Source organism: Bacillus seohaeanensis (assembly GCF_042684945.1).
Lineage (GTDB): Bacteria > Bacillota > Bacilli > Bacillales > Bacillaceae_B > Rossellomorea > Rossellomorea seohaeanensis.
The window spans coordinates 1036054-1051629 of the sequence record NZ_JBHUMF010000031.1; the positions used below are offsets into that span (position 1 = coordinate 1036054).

Below are 15576 nucleotides of genomic sequence, written 5' to 3' on the forward strand. Positions count from 1 at the left end.
ACAAGCAGGGCTTTACCAACAGTGGAACGGGACTAATAATTAGTGGGATGGAGGAAAGACTCACTGATTGAAGTTTCACCTTATCAGTAATTGTTAGAAACCCTTATTCAGTTTTCGACAACGCCAAAATAAGTTGTAATATTCTGTCTATTCCTGTGGTTTCCCAAGAAATATAATGACTGTCTCTCCTATCATCCTATTCATTTTCATACCAGTTCATTAATTATTTCTTTAAAAACGAAGAATAAGGCTGTAGTTCTGTGCCTGGCACAACTACGGCAATCTATACCAAGTACAAATACGATATTTTATACCTGATACAAACCGGGAAATGCACCCTTATTATAATTCAATGCTATTTACGAAAAGAGCCAATAAAAAAGGTTAACTGCACATTGCTCTGTACAGTTAACCCTTCCCAAAAGCTATCATTATTTTATCCCACTTTAACGGGCAAGTTTCCTTATATTAAGACTGCTCTTCATAATTAATTTGCACGTTTCGTTGTGGAGCAAACGTGGAAATCGCATGTTTATAAACTAATTGTTGTTTGCCCTCTGATTCAAAAAGAACCGTAAAGTTATCAAAACCTTTTACCTGTCCACGAATTTGGAAGCCGTTTAACAAAAATACCGTTACTGATGAGTTGTCTTTTCTTAATTGATTTAGGAATTGATCTTGGATATTGATTGGTTGTTTCATTTTGAGTCCTCCTCTTTCTATCTCTACCTTACATATTCGACTTTAATTGAAGCTTTCCTGCTATAAAATTAGAAATATCTTGAATAATTTTCGACTGCCCCGCTTCGCCTGTCACATCAAACCACTTAACATCCATCTTATTGCGGAACCATGTTAGCTGCCTCTTGGCGTATCTTCTTGAATTTTGCATTAAATTTTCAACTGCCTCTTGTTCAGTAACTTTTCCATCAAAATAATCATAAAGCTCTTTATACCCAATCGCTTGAATCGATTGTACATCTCGAAGACCACTATCATAAAATCTTTTCACTTCTTCAAGGAGACCTGCTCTCATCATAAGTTCCACACGATAATTAATTCTTTCGTATAGCCTATCTCTATCCATTGTTAAGCCTACTATTGCTGTGTCATAGAGTAATTCATGTTGCTGTTCCTTTTGGTACTCGGACATCGTTTTTCCAGTACAATGAAAGATTTCCAATGCCCGAATAACCCTACGAATATTATTTGGATGGATACTCTTTGCCGCATCGGGATCAATTTTTACTAATTTAGCATGAAGTCGTTCTTTTCCATATTCTTCTACCTGTCTTTCTAGTTCTTTGCGATATTTTTCGTCACCTGGTGTTTCCGTAAAGTGATAATCAAATAAAACGGATTGTATATATAATCCTGTACCTCCGACAATCATTGGTAATTTTCCTCGGGAATGAATGTCACTAATTTTCTCTCTAACCATTCTTTGAAACTCAGCAACTGAAAAAGATTCATCCGCATTCTTAATATCAATTAAATGATGAGGAATTCCATTCATTTCTTCTTCTGTAATTTTAGCTGTTCCTATATCCATTCCTTTATATATTTGCATCGAATCTCCGCTAATAATTTCTGCTTGAAACGCTTTAGCAAGCTCGATACTTGTTTGCGTTTTACCAACAGCTGTTGGACCAATAAGTACGATAAGTTTCTGTTTATTCATCTTTATTCACGTCTTTCTATGTAAAACTGTACTGTAAACTATCGTACCATAATTAATATGTTAGAATAACCTGTCTAGAAATTATTTTCGGAAGAGGGAAAATTCCATTTGAAATCATAATCACATCTGACCATTATCTCCCTTTATTCCATTTTTATACTTTATTTTTTCAGATTTTATTTTCGCTAATATTGATTGACAAAAACTATGAAAATGCTCTTTTTCACTAATAGATAATTCCCACCTTCTTCCATCATTATAGGCATCCAATGCACCATCAATTAACGCTTTATATTCAGCGGGAAGATTTTGTGTTCCCCACTCCCCACCTTCCTTTTTTGATGAAACAACGCCTTCCTTAAAATAGTACAAAGCTCTACATAGGTTCAAAACATAATAGGTTGAATTATCTCTCCCCTTTTCCATCACGTCGGAAACATCACGATAAATCGAATCTTGATAATATAGCGGTGATATCTCCCCAAACATACTGCTTATCTCTTCCCCAAAAAGAGTCCTTCCCCTTTCTTTTATAACAGTAATATGTGCTGCAATGTCATAATCAACATCATTTTCTAATATGTAATCGGAATCTTCAATGTACTTTTTCTTGTGATCATTAGAATAGTGATACTCAAATGGAGTTGGATAGAGAAAAGGATTAATCTTTTCTTTGCGGACAATACTAAGTTCTACCCCTTTTTCGGGAAATTCCTTATCTAATTCTAATATTTTTGTAGTGAACTGTTTTTTCACTTCTCTTTCAACCTGAGAGTCAACTACTACTAATAAATCGATATCACTTTTAGGTGTAAAGCACCCCATCGCGACAGAACCATGCAAATAAATTCCTTTTACATTTCCATTTAATAATTCATTAAAAATTACTACTAACCTTTGAAGTAAAGACTCCATTTCTTTCATCTCCTGAAATTAAATAGAAGTTGAGGAACATTCCCCAACTCCTATTCTTACTTTGCTTTTAAAATTAATTTTTTTGGATCTTCCGTATCCATAATATCTGTTGTATGGTATTCCCCATTTACCCAGTCATCCGTTTGATCAGCGTACCATTCACTTTTAAAGTGGCCTGATTGACCTGGACCGACAATATGATACGCTTTTGTCATATCATTTGTATCAATTGTAAATCGCCAGGAAGCCCCGTGATTAACCGTACCGTCCGATTTATAGCTAGCAGCCTGGACGGTTACGCGGCTCCCGCCAACAGGTATCGGCTCCTCCTTATTAAAAATCCATTTCAAAACGCTTGAAGCAGACGATACTGGATGTTCAAAATACACTTGATGGTAGTCACCCCATTTCCATTCTTCGATTTTCTCTCCATATTCATCTTGTAGAATTTGGATAACCTTCGCTAATGAGGTGTGGAGAAACTTCTCATATCCACCCTTTTCCTCGAACCAAACAGATTCATTTCCATTATTTGCTTTTCGAATCAATTCATCGACTACACTCTGTCTGCCTTCAAATAACTCCATCATGTCTTTCGGAATTTGCTTTTTAAATAACCCTGTAGAAATCTCGTTCATCCATGTATGAAAAACTAATGGTGCAGCTGCGTCCTTGTCATCAATGAAATCCCATTCTTTTAAAAGAGAAATAGCTGTTTCCTCTTCTTTTGTCAAGGATGCATTCTCAAGTGCACTCGTTAAAATTGGCACAAATTCTCGCGCATGTAAATTCATTTGATCCATTTGCAAGTTTTGCATATCTTTTACCGTTAAATCCTCTTTTTCTTTAATAAATTCCTCAATTCGCATATAACGGTATGGTTGTGCCCAGTGGTTGCTAATATGGTAAGGATAGTCTTCATTGACCACCTTATTATTAGCTGTTGCAATAAAACCTTCGTTAGGGTTTACCGTTCTTGGAAGCTTATCAAAAGGAATAAATCCTTCCCACTCGTAATCGGAATTCCAACCAGGAACAGGTAATAAACCGTCTCCTTTTTTACGAATTGGAATCTTCCCGTTAGCTTTATAGGCAATCGTTCCATCTTTACTTGCAACAACAAAATTTTGCGTTGGTACATGAAAATCCTCTAGGGCTGTTTCAAATTCAGCCCATGTATTCGCTCTGTTCATATTTAAGACTGCTTGTAATTCCAAACTAGGATCTAGCGCCGTCCACCTCATCGAAAGTGCCGTGTCTTTCTTATCATCATGGGCAAATTCAGAGATAATCGGACCATGACGGGTGATGACAACCTCATACGGAATCGTTTCTTTTCCTTTTACCTTTATTGGTTCTTTTACAGTGGTTGCTTGCTCCCATTTTTCATTATATAAAAACTCAGTAGGATTATCGGGATTTCGTTTTTCTACATATAAATCTTGCACATCAGGTCCTGTATTTGTCACACCCCATGCAATATTTTCGTTATGGCCTAAAATAATACCAGGTACTCCTGCAAAAATGACCCCACTTACATTGACCGTTGGTGATTTTAAATGCATTTGGTACCAAATGGAAGGGGTTGCTAAGGAAAGGTGGGGGTCATCCGCTAATAATGGTTTTCCGCTTGCTGTTTTTTCCCCACTAATAACCCAGTTGTTACTTCCATTAAATTCAGGTGGAATTACTGCTCCTGCAAAGGCTTTCGTTATATCTAAGTCTAGATTTTCCATTTCTGATAAAATAGTTGGTGCTTCTTCTGGATAGGAAGGAAACAGATCAAATGCTTTTTCTTCTCCAAATTCTTCTATCGCCCAATAACGAAAAGCTTGCCCTTGCCAGTGTCCCCCTAAATCAAATGCCATATATTTTCCAATTGTAAGGGAATCAACAGGTGTCCATTTTTCGGGCTTGTATCCTAGTAATCTAAATTCAACAGGCAATTTCCCATCTTCTTGTGCCTCTGTCATATACAGATTCACGCCTTCTGCATACCACTCTAATACCTGTCTTGCTTCATCCGAGTAACTGGTAAAAGACACTTCTGCTGCTCTTCTTAACCCTAATGTCCGAAAAAATTTGTCTGTATCAACGGTTGTGTCTCCAATAACCTCGCTTAACCGGCCAGAAGCCTGGCGTCTACTCAGATCCATTTGAAAAAGACGATCCTGAGCCTGTGTGTATCCTTGCGCGATATAAAGATCTCTATCATTTTCCGCAGTAATATGCGGCACCCCCATATCATCACGTTCGACAACGACATCCTCCGTTAGTTCATCCATTTCAATTGTTCCTGAAGTAACAGGAAGAGAACGCGATACATAAACGTTCACAAAAATAAAAGCGCCAATTACTAGTAATAATAAAATCCCAATTATCCAGCTGAAAATTTTGTATCGCCTTGTTCGCTTCCTTTTTGGTTCTAAAGAAACCTCCATCCCCCAACCCCCTAAATAAACAGAATTTTCTAATATAACATATCTATATATTTCCCTTTACTATTCTTAAATCCTGCTAAAACTTTTGCTGTTAATAAAAAACTCACATGTATAGTTGAGAATAATACATGTGAGCAATCGTAGCTATATTAATTTAATCCTTGTCTATCTCTACAACAATTCTTTCACAAACGTACTAACAACCTCATTAAATCGATCTGTTTCTTCTAAAAATGGACAATGACAACTATCTTCAAAAATTTCTAATCGAGAATTAGTAATCTCACGATGAATTTCTTCCCCTGCTGCGACTGGGATTAGTTTTTCTTCTTTCCCAAAACAAAGGAGAGTTGGTGTTTTTATCGAAGAAAAGAAGCTGCGATAATCTACTACCGTTTGGTCAAATAAAACAGCACCTGCAACCGATTCAGACATTTTCGTTGTTTCTTCTAACATCCAGGAAAGCGTTTTTTCCTTCATTTCTTCTTTGAACATTAGTGGAAGGAACCCCTTTAAAAATCCAACTCGATCGGTTTGCATCGCTCTCATAATATCAATTAACGCGTTCATATCGAACGCCCCTTGTGGGTAATCCTCCCACTTAAAATCCGATGCCATCTCATCAACGATAACTGACCCTTTTATATTTTTCTCACCAAATTCTTTTAAATATTCCCAAACAACAAAGGCGCCCATCGACCACCCAACCAAAACTACATCTTTTAAATCTTTCTTCGTCATGAAATTGTGTAAATCCTTTGCATATCCATTTATCGTATTTCCATGCGCCGGTTTAGATGACTCCCCGTGTCCACGCAAGTCTAATAAAATCGTATGAAAATCCTTTTTGAAAAAATTTAATTGCTGCTGAAAAAATCGACTACTCATCCAAACACCATGGATGAAAATAATCGTTTGTCCATTTCCGGCCTCTTCATAATATAAATTTACATCTTTTTCAACTTCTATATACGGCATTCCTAAGTCCCCCTTTCCCATTAAAAGGTGACGCTTCTATTTTAAGCACAGCACTTCTCCTTTGTAAAACAATTCAGTTATTTATATATGTATTCTCGCAGTTCTTGAAAAATCCTTTTATTGAAGAAAAATACAATTAGTTAGCAAAGTATTATTCTACTCCGTAAAATATTTTTAATAGTGTCTTTCTTTCCGGTACTTTCAACCTTTCAAAACCATTTAGAAAAGAGGACCAATCATACTCAATCTCTTTTCGTTGGTAGCAGACATTATTATCTTTTTCTTCTATTATATAGTAGTAAGCCTTATTAACATGCTGACATCCTAAAGCTCCAGGATTTAAATATAGTTTTTGTCCGTTAAATTCATGTGACGGGTGGTGATGACCGAACAAAATAATATTCTCCTTTTTTGAAGAAAATAACCTTTTCATATTTTTTAAACTCGGCTCTTGTATTCTCTCAAATGGATCAAGATCAATAGGGTGGGACTCCATTCCCTTTTTAAAAGCATAATGGGTCACCAATCCCTTTTTATTCCCTAACAAAAAAGAGTGTTGTCTAGGAAGACTTGCTAAATAATTCACATCTTTTTCCGTTAAACGATCCGCAAGCCATTGATGATGTTCCCTTGCATGTGCGTGACTTTTCGGATGTGGTCCTCCCTTTTTTAACGCCAGTATCGCTTCGTCGTGATTTCCCGTTACAGATAGGAAACTTCCGCTCCAATCAAGGATATGGTTTATCACCTCACTAGACTGATATCCGATTCCAATTAGGTCTCCCCCACAAACGATATGCTGTATTCCTTCCTTTTGAATATCCTTTAGCACTTCTTTCAAAGCCTTTGCATTACCATGTATGTCTGTTAAGTAAGCAATTCTGTTAAGATTCTCCACATTTATCCACCTCCGAAAAAAGTTTCATTATAAGTTAACATAATATAATTATGATATTCTAAGTGATAAGATATATATTCTATACTTTCTAGTCTACTACATAAACAAAAGACAGCAAAAGAAAACCAGAATTCTCCAATCTATGGATATGGAGATCCTGGTTTGGTACTTATTTAGTTTCAGTGGCTAGAGGATCGAAGTCCTTTTCGCAAAAGCTTGTCGCCTCTGTTCAAGACACTTCTACTTTTCTATCTATTAACTATCCCTGATTACTAGAAACTTCAGATAGAAAGATTGAAACATACTGTACCTTCTTTCCTGTTACTGTTGTTTTAAATTAATAGAAAGACGAACTTTTGACCTTTCCGTCAATTCTTCTGGTTTTACTCCAAACCCTTGCCCAAGTTCTTTGTTTGTTGGATAACTACCTTTACAACCTCGTCATTTACTAAAATAATCGGTAAAGCACCCGGCCCTTTTTCATGCAAAACACTATTTACCTCATTGCTTTTTCTGCAAATTCACCTTGTTCACTAGTTAAGTTATATCATTTGATATCAAACTCCTTTTTCTCTAATGAATAAACAGCAGAAGTCACTCTTGTAAGTTCAGGATCAACACTCGGACCACATACCCCAGTGAAACAACTCATCGAAGAGTTAAAAATCTACACCTTCACTGTCATATAAGCATATGCTTATATTTAAATAAAAAGAAAACCAAGAGAATGCTCTCTTGGTTATTGTTATTTGATTGTATTATTCTCCCGTTTCTGAAAATCGTTTCATTCTTTCACCAATTTCATCACGAACACGCCCGAAAAAAGCCCACTTTTCTTCTTCTGTTCCTTTCGCTTTTGCTGGATCATCAAATCCCCAATGTTCCCGTTTAACATGTGGAGGAGTCATTGGGCATTTATCAGCCGCATCACCACATAAGGTAACGACTAAATCAGCATTATTTAAGATTTCAGGATCAATAATATCCGATGTTTGATTGGAAATGTCAATTCCAGCTTCCTTCATTGCTTTTACCGCATTGGGGTTTAGTCCATGTGCTTCAATACCCGCACTACGTACTTCCCACTCATCACCTAAGTGTTTTTTTGCCCACCCCTCTGCCATTTGGCTTCTGCAAGAATTACCTGTACAGAGAAAATAGATTGTTTTTTTTGCCATGATGTACGTCTCCTTTATTGTTTTTTAGATAATTAACAACCATATATAAAGACCAACTAATGTAATAAACAGTGTTGGGATGGTTAAAATGATTCCAGTTTTAAAGTAAGTTCCCCAAGAAATCTTAACACCTTTTTGCGATAATACATGCAACCATAATAATGTTGCAAGCGATCCAATTGGAGTAATTTTGGGACCCAAATCGGAGCCAATAACATTGGCATAAATAAGCGCTTCCCTTATGACACCGCTTGTATTGGTATCGGCAATAGCCAGTGCATCAATCATAACTGTTGGCATATTATTCATGATCGAAGAAAGAATAGCAGCAATGAATCCCATTCCTACTGTTGCAGCAAATAAACCTTGATCCGCTGTTACTTGAATAAGATCAGCTAAAATATCCGTCAATCCTTCATTTCGCAAACCATAAACAACAACATACATACCGATGGAGAAAAAGACGATAGCCCAAGGTGCACCTTTTATAACAGTACGAGTGTTAACAGCAGGACTTCTTCTAGCCATAAAAAGGAAAAAGATTGCGACGATACTAGCGATAATCGAAACAGGAATTCCTGTAAATTCACTCGCAAAGTATCCAATAAGAAGGATTGCTAACACAATCCAAGATAAGCGAAACATTTTTTCATCTCGAATTGCTTCCACCGGCTTCTTCAATTGGGCCATATCATAATTCTTTGGAATACTTTTACGGAAAAATAAATATAAAACTAAAATACTTGCTGCTAATGAAAACAAGTTTGGAATAATCATCCTTGAAGCAAACTCTGCAAATCCAATATCAAAAAAGTCTGCTGATACGATATTAACTAAGTTACTAACGACAAGTGGAAGCGAAGTTGTATCCGCAATAAATCCACTCGCAATAATGAATGGAAATACCAGTTTTTCATTAAAGTTTAAATTTCGAACCATCGCTAATACAATGGGAGTCAAAATAAGCGCGGCACCATCATTTGCAAAAAATGCTGCTACTAATGCTCCAAGTATGGATACATAGACAAACATTAGAACCCCGTTTCCTTTTGCTGCTCTTGCCATGTGAAGAGCTGCCCACTCAAAAAATCCAATTTCATCAAGAATTAACGAAATAATAATAATTGCTATAAATGCTAACGTTGCGTTCCAAACAATCGATGTCACATCGATAACATCATTAAAATCAACTACTCCGACGATCAATGCCAGGATAGCTCCTCCACAGGCAGACCAACCGATAGATAAACCTTTAGGCTGCCATATTACTAAAATTAATGTTACTAAAAAAATCACTGATGCTAGTATTACTGATGTCAATATATTACCCTCCAATTACTCACACGAAATCCGCATTCCTTGTTCTTCTAGCTCTCGTAGCCTATAGTCTTGATCTGGAAGATTTTGCAGTAGGCTTTGAATTAATGGATAATAATCACTATCTTTATTCAAAGAGTAGATGATCCATTGCCCTCTTCTTGTTTCTCGCACTACTCCAACATCTTTCAACTTTCGTACGTGCTGACTAATAGCAGGCTGGCTAGCTTTAAATATTTCAACAAATTCACAAACACAACAATCATTGGAGTCTAGGATCTTCACCATTGTTAGACGTGTTTTATCACCTAACAATTTTAAAATTGTTGCGGCTTTTTCAATCTCAATAACTATTTCTTGCATGAATCCACCTCCTAATTCATCCAGATATTAATATATAATAATCTACTTATATATTCAACGTAAAAGTTGAATTTTTCTATAATCCGTACATAAAACCAGATTGAAATCCTTTAAGTTTCTTCAATAAATACAAAGATATTCAGACAAGTAAGACATTAATGAGGCTTCTTTAACTCTTCATAGGCTAAAAGAAATTGCTGATATGTTTCCTTTCCCATACTTTCTTCGTTAAAACCAAATAAACGTTGAAAAGTTAATTCTTTGGCTTTCTCAACAGGACATTCAAAAGCATTCATCACCATTTTCATATAGGCTGTAAAATATTCTTTTCTCAATGCACCAGCATGATTAATAACCATTATCTTTCCTCTCCTTAGTATGTTCATTAGGTTTTTACTTTTATTAACAACAGGATGTCGAATTTTCACATGAACTTTTTGCATTCAAATTCACACTGCAAACCCCGGTTTCTGGCAAATCCAATTCCACTTTTTCTGCTGCAACAAGATCTCCACTAAGGTGGGCAACAACAGACCTGACTTGTTCATATCCAGTTGCCATTAGGAAGGTCGGCGCCCGTCCATAACTCTTAGCACCCACAATATAAAAGTTTTTTTCCGAATGACGAAGCTCCTTTTCTCCATGAGGGCGAACAGTACCACAACTATGAATATTTGGATCAATAAGTGGGGCTAACAATTCTACACTTTCCGTTGCTGAATCAATGGATGTGCGGAGCTCGTTTACTATTGTTAAATCAGGACGGCTCCCTGCATTGACAATCATCTCATCTACGGCAGAAAGAGTAGTTTCTTTTTGATTTCGAGTACCGATAATCTCCATTTTATTACTAGATTGTTTGACAAATTGAATGCGGAAAGGAGTTACAATGGACACTCTTTTTGCATCAACTAATTGGTGAATGCGACTACCAAGAGCACCCCTAGCAGCAAGAGCATCTTTTTCCTCCCCACCGTAAGCGTCCTCCACCCGCTGTCGTCTCATAATCCATAGAATATCCATTTCTGGGAAAGACTCTTTTAGTTTAGCTAAATCCAATAATGCATTAACAGCAGAATGCCCTCCGCCAACAACTGCTACACGTTTATTGGCATACCGCTCCTTTTCATTCCCTAAAATATCAGGAATGCCATAGAAGATTTTTTCTTTAAGTGACTTCTCCTCTTTTAACCAAATTCCACTTGAGTTAGAAGGATTAGGATTCCCCCATGTTCCAGAAGAATCCAAAACAGCACGCGCTTCAAACGTTTTATAGACTCCATCTTTCTCTGTATAGATAATAAAAGGTCTATTCTCTCTATTTGCTGTTTTCATTTTATCGGTATCTTTTTTACTAATAGACAATACCCTTGTATTTAAATGTACAAATGGTTTTATTTCCGGAAGGTTTGAAAGTGGCTTTAAGTACTGGTCAACGACTTCTTTTCCTGTTGGTAACACTTCTGGATTTGGTTGTTGCCAGTGATGTTTTTCAAGTAACGTTAATGCTGCTTTATCCATGTTGTAACGCCAGGGTGAAAACAAGCGAACATGCCCCCAAGTTGCTATATTAGCCCCGACTTGATTGCCGGCTTCTAACAAGAAAAAAGACTCTCCTCGACTAGCTAAATGTGCTGCCGCCGCCAAACCTACTGGACCACCACCAATAACAGCAACTGGTAATCGATTCATTTGTTGTTCTCTCTCGTTTTCAGATGAGTACGTTTTTAGTGAACAACAGCTTTGCGCTCTTAAAGGGATATTAATTGCTTGACTCATTAACAATCTCCTCATTTCTTTTAATAGTTAGTGTAAAACATTAAATCAAAAAAATTTGATTTATACTTGAAAATTTTTAACAACAGCGACCTTTATTAGTATTTTTAAAAATGCAACAAAGCTCTTCCGATAATAGACCATTAAGCTCTTTATCATTTAAATCATAATAGCTCCATGTCCCTCTTGTTTCTTTTTTAATAAGATTTGCATCCAATAAAATTTTTAGATGATAAGACAATTTGGACTGGGTCATGCCGAATATTTCGGTTAGGTCGCAAACACATGTGTCTCCACGTTGGCAAAGTTCATACATAATATGAAGTCTCTTCTGATCCGCTAATGCTTTAAACTTCTTTTCATACGTTTCAAATGACTGGAAAACAGATTCGTTGTATAAAGGTAGTTCTTTCATATCCCTCTCCTTAATCAATTTATTTTGATATATAAACTATATGCATAATTTTCCTTTTATGCAACTATTAAATCAAAAATAGTTGATATTAAATGGAAGAAATAGAAGCGTGGGCAACACCCATGCTTCTATCTAAGTCATAACAATCAAAAAGGATATTTCCGATATTCCGACTGAACAGAAACCCATTTTGCCACGGTAAATTCATCAACAATCCACGGATTACCAAAACGCCCCATTCCACTTTGTTTATTGCCACCAAATGGTACGGTAGGATTGTCATTTACGGTTTGGTCATTGATATGTGTCATTCCACTATTAATTTTTAGTGCAAGCTTATGTCCTTTTTCTAAATCTTGCGTAAAAATAGCTGAACTTAAACCATATTTAGTATCATTCGCAAACTCAATCGCTTGATCGTCGGTCTCTGCTTTTATAATCGTTGCGATTGGTGCAAATAATTCAGTTTGTGCCAAATCGCTAGCATTATCCACATCCGTAAACACGTACGGAGTTATAACATTTCCTTCTCGTTTTCCTTCTAATGCTAATGTTGCTTCAGAATTTTTGGCATCCTCTATTAATTTCATGGCCTTCTCTACTTGACTTTCATTTATTAACGGTCCTATTATCGTTTCCGAATTCAGCGGATCCCCATATGGTAATGATTTCGTTCTTTTAATAAACTTTTCTACAAATTCGTCATATACCTTTTCATGAACAATCATTCGATTGATAATCATACAAATTTGTCCTTGGTGTATAAACTTTCCAAAAATAGCTGCATCGACGGCACGGTCTACTTCTGCATCAGAAAGTACAACAAACGGATTATTCCCACCAAGTTCTAGTGCCACACGTTTCAGAAGTTTTCCGGCAACTTCACCAATATGCTTCCCAACTGGTGTAGAACCAGTAAAACTAATCAACTGCGAGTCATGTGTTGTTAACATTTCATCGCCTATTTCATCAATATCGGTCAAAATCACATTCAGCACACCCGCTGGAAGACCTGCATGTTCAAACGCTTTTGCAATAATAGAACCACCAGTCAGTCCTACTTGAACGTCCGGTTTGTGTACGACACCATTTCCTAGAGCAATTGCTGGCGCTATCGTTCGCATTGATAAATTCATTGGAAAATTAAAAGGGGAAATAGAAGCAATCACCCCTAAAGGCAGACGGTGAATATAATTTGTTTTTCCTTCAATAGGGGAGCCCTTTTCTTGTTTTTCGGAAAGCTCGTCGGGTAATTCAAAGGTTGATTCTAAATAGGTAAGCGTGAGATCGAGTTCAACATTTGCTTTTATTACACTACCACCTGTTTCACGGGAAATCATACTTACAATTGCGTCACGATTGTCTTTTAAGTATTCCGCGGCTTTTTTTAGCACTTTTCTTTTTTCTTCTGGAGAAGTTTTTCCCCATTGTTTTTGCGCTTCTTTAGCATTTTTAAATGCTGTTTGCAGTTGTTCTTTCGTCGCTAATTTTACAGTTGTGATGACGGTTTGATCATACGGATTTATAATATCGAATGTCCTACCGCTGTTGCCCTCTGTCCATTCCCCATTAATAAAACTTTTATTTAATTCTTCAAATTTTGTCACGAAAATCCTCCTTATCATGGTGATATACGTTAGGATTTCCAAAAGGAGGGTATTTATAGGCAAGAAAAAAGAGAGCCATTAAGCTCCCTGTTCATTATTACATTACCCGTTTGAACATCTTCTCCATGTCATAAATAGAGTACTGAATGATAATTGGTCTTCCATGTGGACATGTGAATGGATCCGTTGTTTGCCTTAGTTCATCTAACAGAGCGGAAATTTCATCGTCTCGTAAATGACGGTTGGCTTTTATCGAACCTTTACAACTCATCATAATCGCTGCTTCTTCACGTAACCTTTTTATATCTACTTTCCTCATATCAAGAACCTGTTCAATCATCTCTTCAATTGTTTCTTGTTCTTCGCCTGGCGGAAACCATTGTGGATGAGAGCGAACGATAAAGCTGTTATGGCCAAACTCTTCTAAAAACACGCCGACTTCCTCGAGTAACCCTCTGTTTTCCATGATTTTGATATACTCATCCGTAGAAAACTCTAATGTTAACGGGACCAAAAGCTCTTGCAGTTCCTTTTCTACACGTCCAACCTTTTCTTTGAAAAATTCATATTTGATACGTTCTTGTGCCGCATGCTGATCAATAATATACAAACCGGTTTCGTTTTGGGCAAAAATGTACGTCCCATGCATCTGCCCAATAGGGTAAAGAGGTGGTACTCGAGAAGAAATTCTCTCCTGAGCCACTTCTTCTTTTTCTACTTGAGGTTCTTCAGAAAAAATTTCATCCTGTTCCTCATCATCGAATTCGTAGCTAGGTACGTGCTGTGGTGTTTCAGTCACCATCGGCTGCTCTACCTTTGGTTCAAGTGAGGGCTCGTACAATGTTTTCATTTCTTCTTTTGGTAGTAATTCTTCTTTACGATAATTAGAGTTGGTTTCAAAAACATTTTTGGTTGTATTCGTACTCGACAAATGATCAAGGCTTAAAAACGTTTGCTCTGATTTTGGCTTTTCCTTTTTCACTGAAGTGTATCCAGATGGAATCAATTCCTTCTTTTTAAAAACCGACTTAATCGTTTCAGAAACGAGTTCATTTAATTCTTTTTCCTTACTAATTCTTACTTCCAATTTTGCTGGGTGGACATTCACATCTACAAGTATTGGGTCCATTTCAATTGAAAGAAAAACAATTGGATGTCTTCCGATTGGCAATAATGTATGATAGCCTTCTCCAATTGCTTTTGCCAATGGGTAGTTTTTTATAAAACGACCATTAATCATCGTCGAAATATAGTTTCTAGAAGCTCTGGTTACCTCCGGAAGCGAGATATAACCTGAAATCGTAAAATCAAGTGAGCTAGCTTGAAGTGGTACCATTTTTTTTGCAATTTGTACTCCATAAATGGCAGCAAGTACTTGACGAACATCGCCATTCCCATTCGTATGAAGTAGTCTTTTTCCATTATGAAGGAGTTTAATAGACACCTCTGGATGCGATAAAGCGATTCTATTTACCACATCTGTTATATTCCCTAGTTCAGTATGAATCGTCTTCATATACTTTAAACGAGCAGGTGTATTAAAAAATAAATTGGCTACGGTAATATCGGTTCCTTTTCGTGATGCACTGCTTTCTTGTGACTTTATATGTCCACCCTCAAGTTCAATAAAGGTTCCAGGTCCATTCCCTGTACTTGTTTTCATTTGAAAATGGGAAACAGATGCGATACTCGGCATTGCCTCCCCCCTAAATCCAAGCGTACGAATCCGGAATAAATCATTTTCATCCTTTATTTTACTTGTCGCATGTCGTTTAAATGCGGTTGGAACATCCTCCCTTTCAATCCCATCCCCATTGTCAATAATGCGAATCGAACTAAGTCCCGCTTCCTCCACATGTATTTCAATGACCGTACTATTTGCATCAATTGCATTTTCTACTAATTCCTTTACAACAGATGCAGGACGTTCGACTACTTCACCAGCAGCAATTTTATTGGAAAGTGCATCATCTAATTGAATTATTTTTCCCATTTTGCCACCCCTTT

Annotated in this window: 15 protein-coding genes; all 15 read right to left on the reverse strand. The window is 36.7% G+C overall.

The features are described 5' to 3' along the window. Nucleotides 1-468 precede the first annotated feature (468 nt). The 15 genes from hfq to mutL all read right to left on the reverse strand — a co-directional run bounded on the left by hfq (nt 469) and on the right by mutL (nt 15562). Nucleotides 469-702, reverse strand: coding sequence for an RNA chaperone Hfq (gene hfq / locus ACFSUL_RS18310; RefSeq protein ID WP_377937327.1), 234 nt, complete (start codon nt 700-702; stop codon nt 469-471). Nucleotides 703-730: 28 nt separating this feature from the next. Further along, complete coding sequence (gene miaA / locus ACFSUL_RS18315) at nt 731-1681, reverse strand: tRNA (adenosine(37)-N6)-dimethylallyltransferase MiaA (RefSeq protein ID WP_377937328.1); 951 nt, start codon at nt 1679-1681, stop codon at nt 731-733. A gap of 120 nt (nt 1682-1801) precedes the next feature. After that, entirely contained in the window at nt 1802-2596 is a 795-nt protein-coding gene (locus ACFSUL_RS18320; protein ID WP_377937329.1) for an aminoglycoside adenylyltransferase domain-containing protein, read from the reverse strand. 56 nt (nt 2597-2652) lie between these two features. Then, complete coding sequence (locus ACFSUL_RS18325; RefSeq protein ID WP_377937330.1) at nt 2653-5037, reverse strand: penicillin acylase family protein; 2385 nt, start codon at nt 5035-5037, stop codon at nt 2653-2655. A 171-nt stretch (nt 5038-5208) separates the two neighbouring features. Further along, nucleotides 5209-6015 (reverse strand): alpha/beta fold hydrolase, encoded by an 807-nt coding sequence (locus ACFSUL_RS18330; RefSeq protein ID WP_377937331.1) that lies wholly within the window; start codon nt 6013-6015, stop codon nt 5209-5211. Nucleotides 6016-6166: 151 nt separating this feature from the next. Continuing rightward, entirely contained in the window at nt 6167-6913 is a 747-nt protein-coding gene (locus tag ACFSUL_RS18335) for a metallophosphoesterase family protein (protein ID WP_377937332.1), read from the reverse strand. A 547-nt stretch (nt 6914-7460) separates the two neighbouring features. Then, nucleotides 7461-7565 (reverse strand): arsenic metallochaperone ArsD family protein, encoded by a 105-nt coding sequence (locus tag ACFSUL_RS18340; protein WP_377937333.1) that lies wholly within the window; start codon nt 7563-7565, stop codon nt 7461-7463. 106 nt (nt 7566-7671) lie between these two features. Further along, a complete protein-coding gene (gene arsC / locus ACFSUL_RS18345) occupies nt 7672-8091 on the reverse strand; it encodes an arsenate reductase (thioredoxin) (protein WP_377937334.1) in 420 nt (139 codons plus the stop codon). A 24-nt stretch (nt 8092-8115) separates the two neighbouring features. Beyond that, entirely contained in the window at nt 8116-9411 is a 1296-nt protein-coding gene (locus ACFSUL_RS18350; RefSeq protein WP_377937335.1) for an arsenic transporter, read from the reverse strand. Between the two features lie 15 nt (nt 9412-9426). After that, nucleotides 9427-9771 carry an ArsR/SmtB family transcription factor gene (locus tag ACFSUL_RS18355; RefSeq protein ID WP_377937336.1) on the reverse strand — a complete coding sequence of 115 codons (345 nt, stop codon included), beginning with the start codon at nt 9769-9771 and terminating at the stop codon, nt 9427-9429. 155 nt (nt 9772-9926) lie between these two features. Beyond that, complete coding sequence (locus tag ACFSUL_RS18360) at nt 9927-10130, reverse strand: hypothetical protein (protein ID WP_377937337.1); 204 nt, start codon at nt 10128-10130, stop codon at nt 9927-9929. A 43-nt stretch (nt 10131-10173) separates the two neighbouring features. Continuing rightward, nucleotides 10174-11550: an FAD-dependent oxidoreductase gene (locus ACFSUL_RS18365; RefSeq protein ID WP_377937338.1), complete on the reverse strand. Its 1377-nt coding sequence runs from the start codon at nt 11548-11550 to the stop codon at nt 10174-10176. A 76-nt stretch (nt 11551-11626) separates the two neighbouring features. Further along, nucleotides 11627-11962: an ArsR/SmtB family transcription factor gene (locus ACFSUL_RS18370; RefSeq protein ID WP_377937339.1), complete on the reverse strand. Its 336-nt coding sequence runs from the start codon at nt 11960-11962 to the stop codon at nt 11627-11629. A 146-nt stretch (nt 11963-12108) separates the two neighbouring features. Continuing rightward, complete coding sequence (locus ACFSUL_RS18375) at nt 12109-13569, reverse strand: aldehyde dehydrogenase family protein (RefSeq protein ID WP_377937340.1); 1461 nt, start codon at nt 13567-13569, stop codon at nt 12109-12111. A gap of 97 nt (nt 13570-13666) precedes the next feature. After that, entirely contained in the window at nt 13667-15562 is a 1896-nt protein-coding gene (gene mutL, locus ACFSUL_RS18380) for a DNA mismatch repair endonuclease MutL (protein ID WP_377937341.1), read from the reverse strand. Nucleotides 15563-15576: the final 14 nt, after the last annotated feature.

Bases quoted from the DNA above. Each gene is read 5' to 3' on its own strand.
- hfq (WP_377937327.1), bottom strand. From the start codon at position 702: ATGAAACAACCAATCAATATCCAAGATCAATTCCTAAATCAATTAAGA.
- miaA (WP_377937328.1), bottom strand. From the start codon at position 1,681: ATGAATAAACAGAAACTTATCGTACTTATTGGTCCAACAGCTGTTGGT.
- ACFSUL_RS18320 (WP_377937329.1), bottom strand. From the start codon at position 2,596: ATGGAGTCTTTACTTCAAAGGTTAGTAGTAATTTTTAATGAATTATTA.
- ACFSUL_RS18325 (WP_377937330.1), bottom strand. From the start codon at position 5,037: ATGGAGGTTTCTTTAGAACCAAAAAGGAAGCGAACAAGGCGATACAAA.
- ACFSUL_RS18330 (WP_377937331.1), bottom strand. From the start codon at position 6,015: ATGCCGTATATAGAAGTTGAAAAAGATGTAAATTTATATTATGAAGAG.
- ACFSUL_RS18340 (WP_377937333.1), bottom strand. From the start codon at position 7,565: ATGAGTTGTTTCACTGGGGTATGTGGTCCGAGTGTTGATCCTGAACTT.
- arsC (WP_377937334.1), bottom strand. From the start codon at position 8,091: ATGGCAAAAAAAACAATCTATTTTCTCTGTACAGGTAATTCTTGCAGA.
- ACFSUL_RS18355 (WP_377937336.1), bottom strand. From the start codon at position 9,771: ATGCAAGAAATAGTTATTGAGATTGAAAAAGCCGCAACAATTTTAAAA.
- ACFSUL_RS18360 (WP_377937337.1), bottom strand. From the start codon at position 10,130: ATGGTTATTAATCATGCTGGTGCATTGAGAAAAGAATATTTTACAGCC.
- ACFSUL_RS18365 (WP_377937338.1), bottom strand. From the start codon at position 11,550: ATGAGTCAAGCAATTAATATCCCTTTAAGAGCGCAAAGCTGTTGTTCA.
- ACFSUL_RS18370 (WP_377937339.1), bottom strand. From the start codon at position 11,962: ATGAAAGAACTACCTTTATACAACGAATCTGTTTTCCAGTCATTTGAA.
- mutL (WP_377937341.1), bottom strand. From the start codon at position 15,562: ATGGGAAAAATAATTCAATTAGATGATGCACTTTCCAATAAAATTGCT.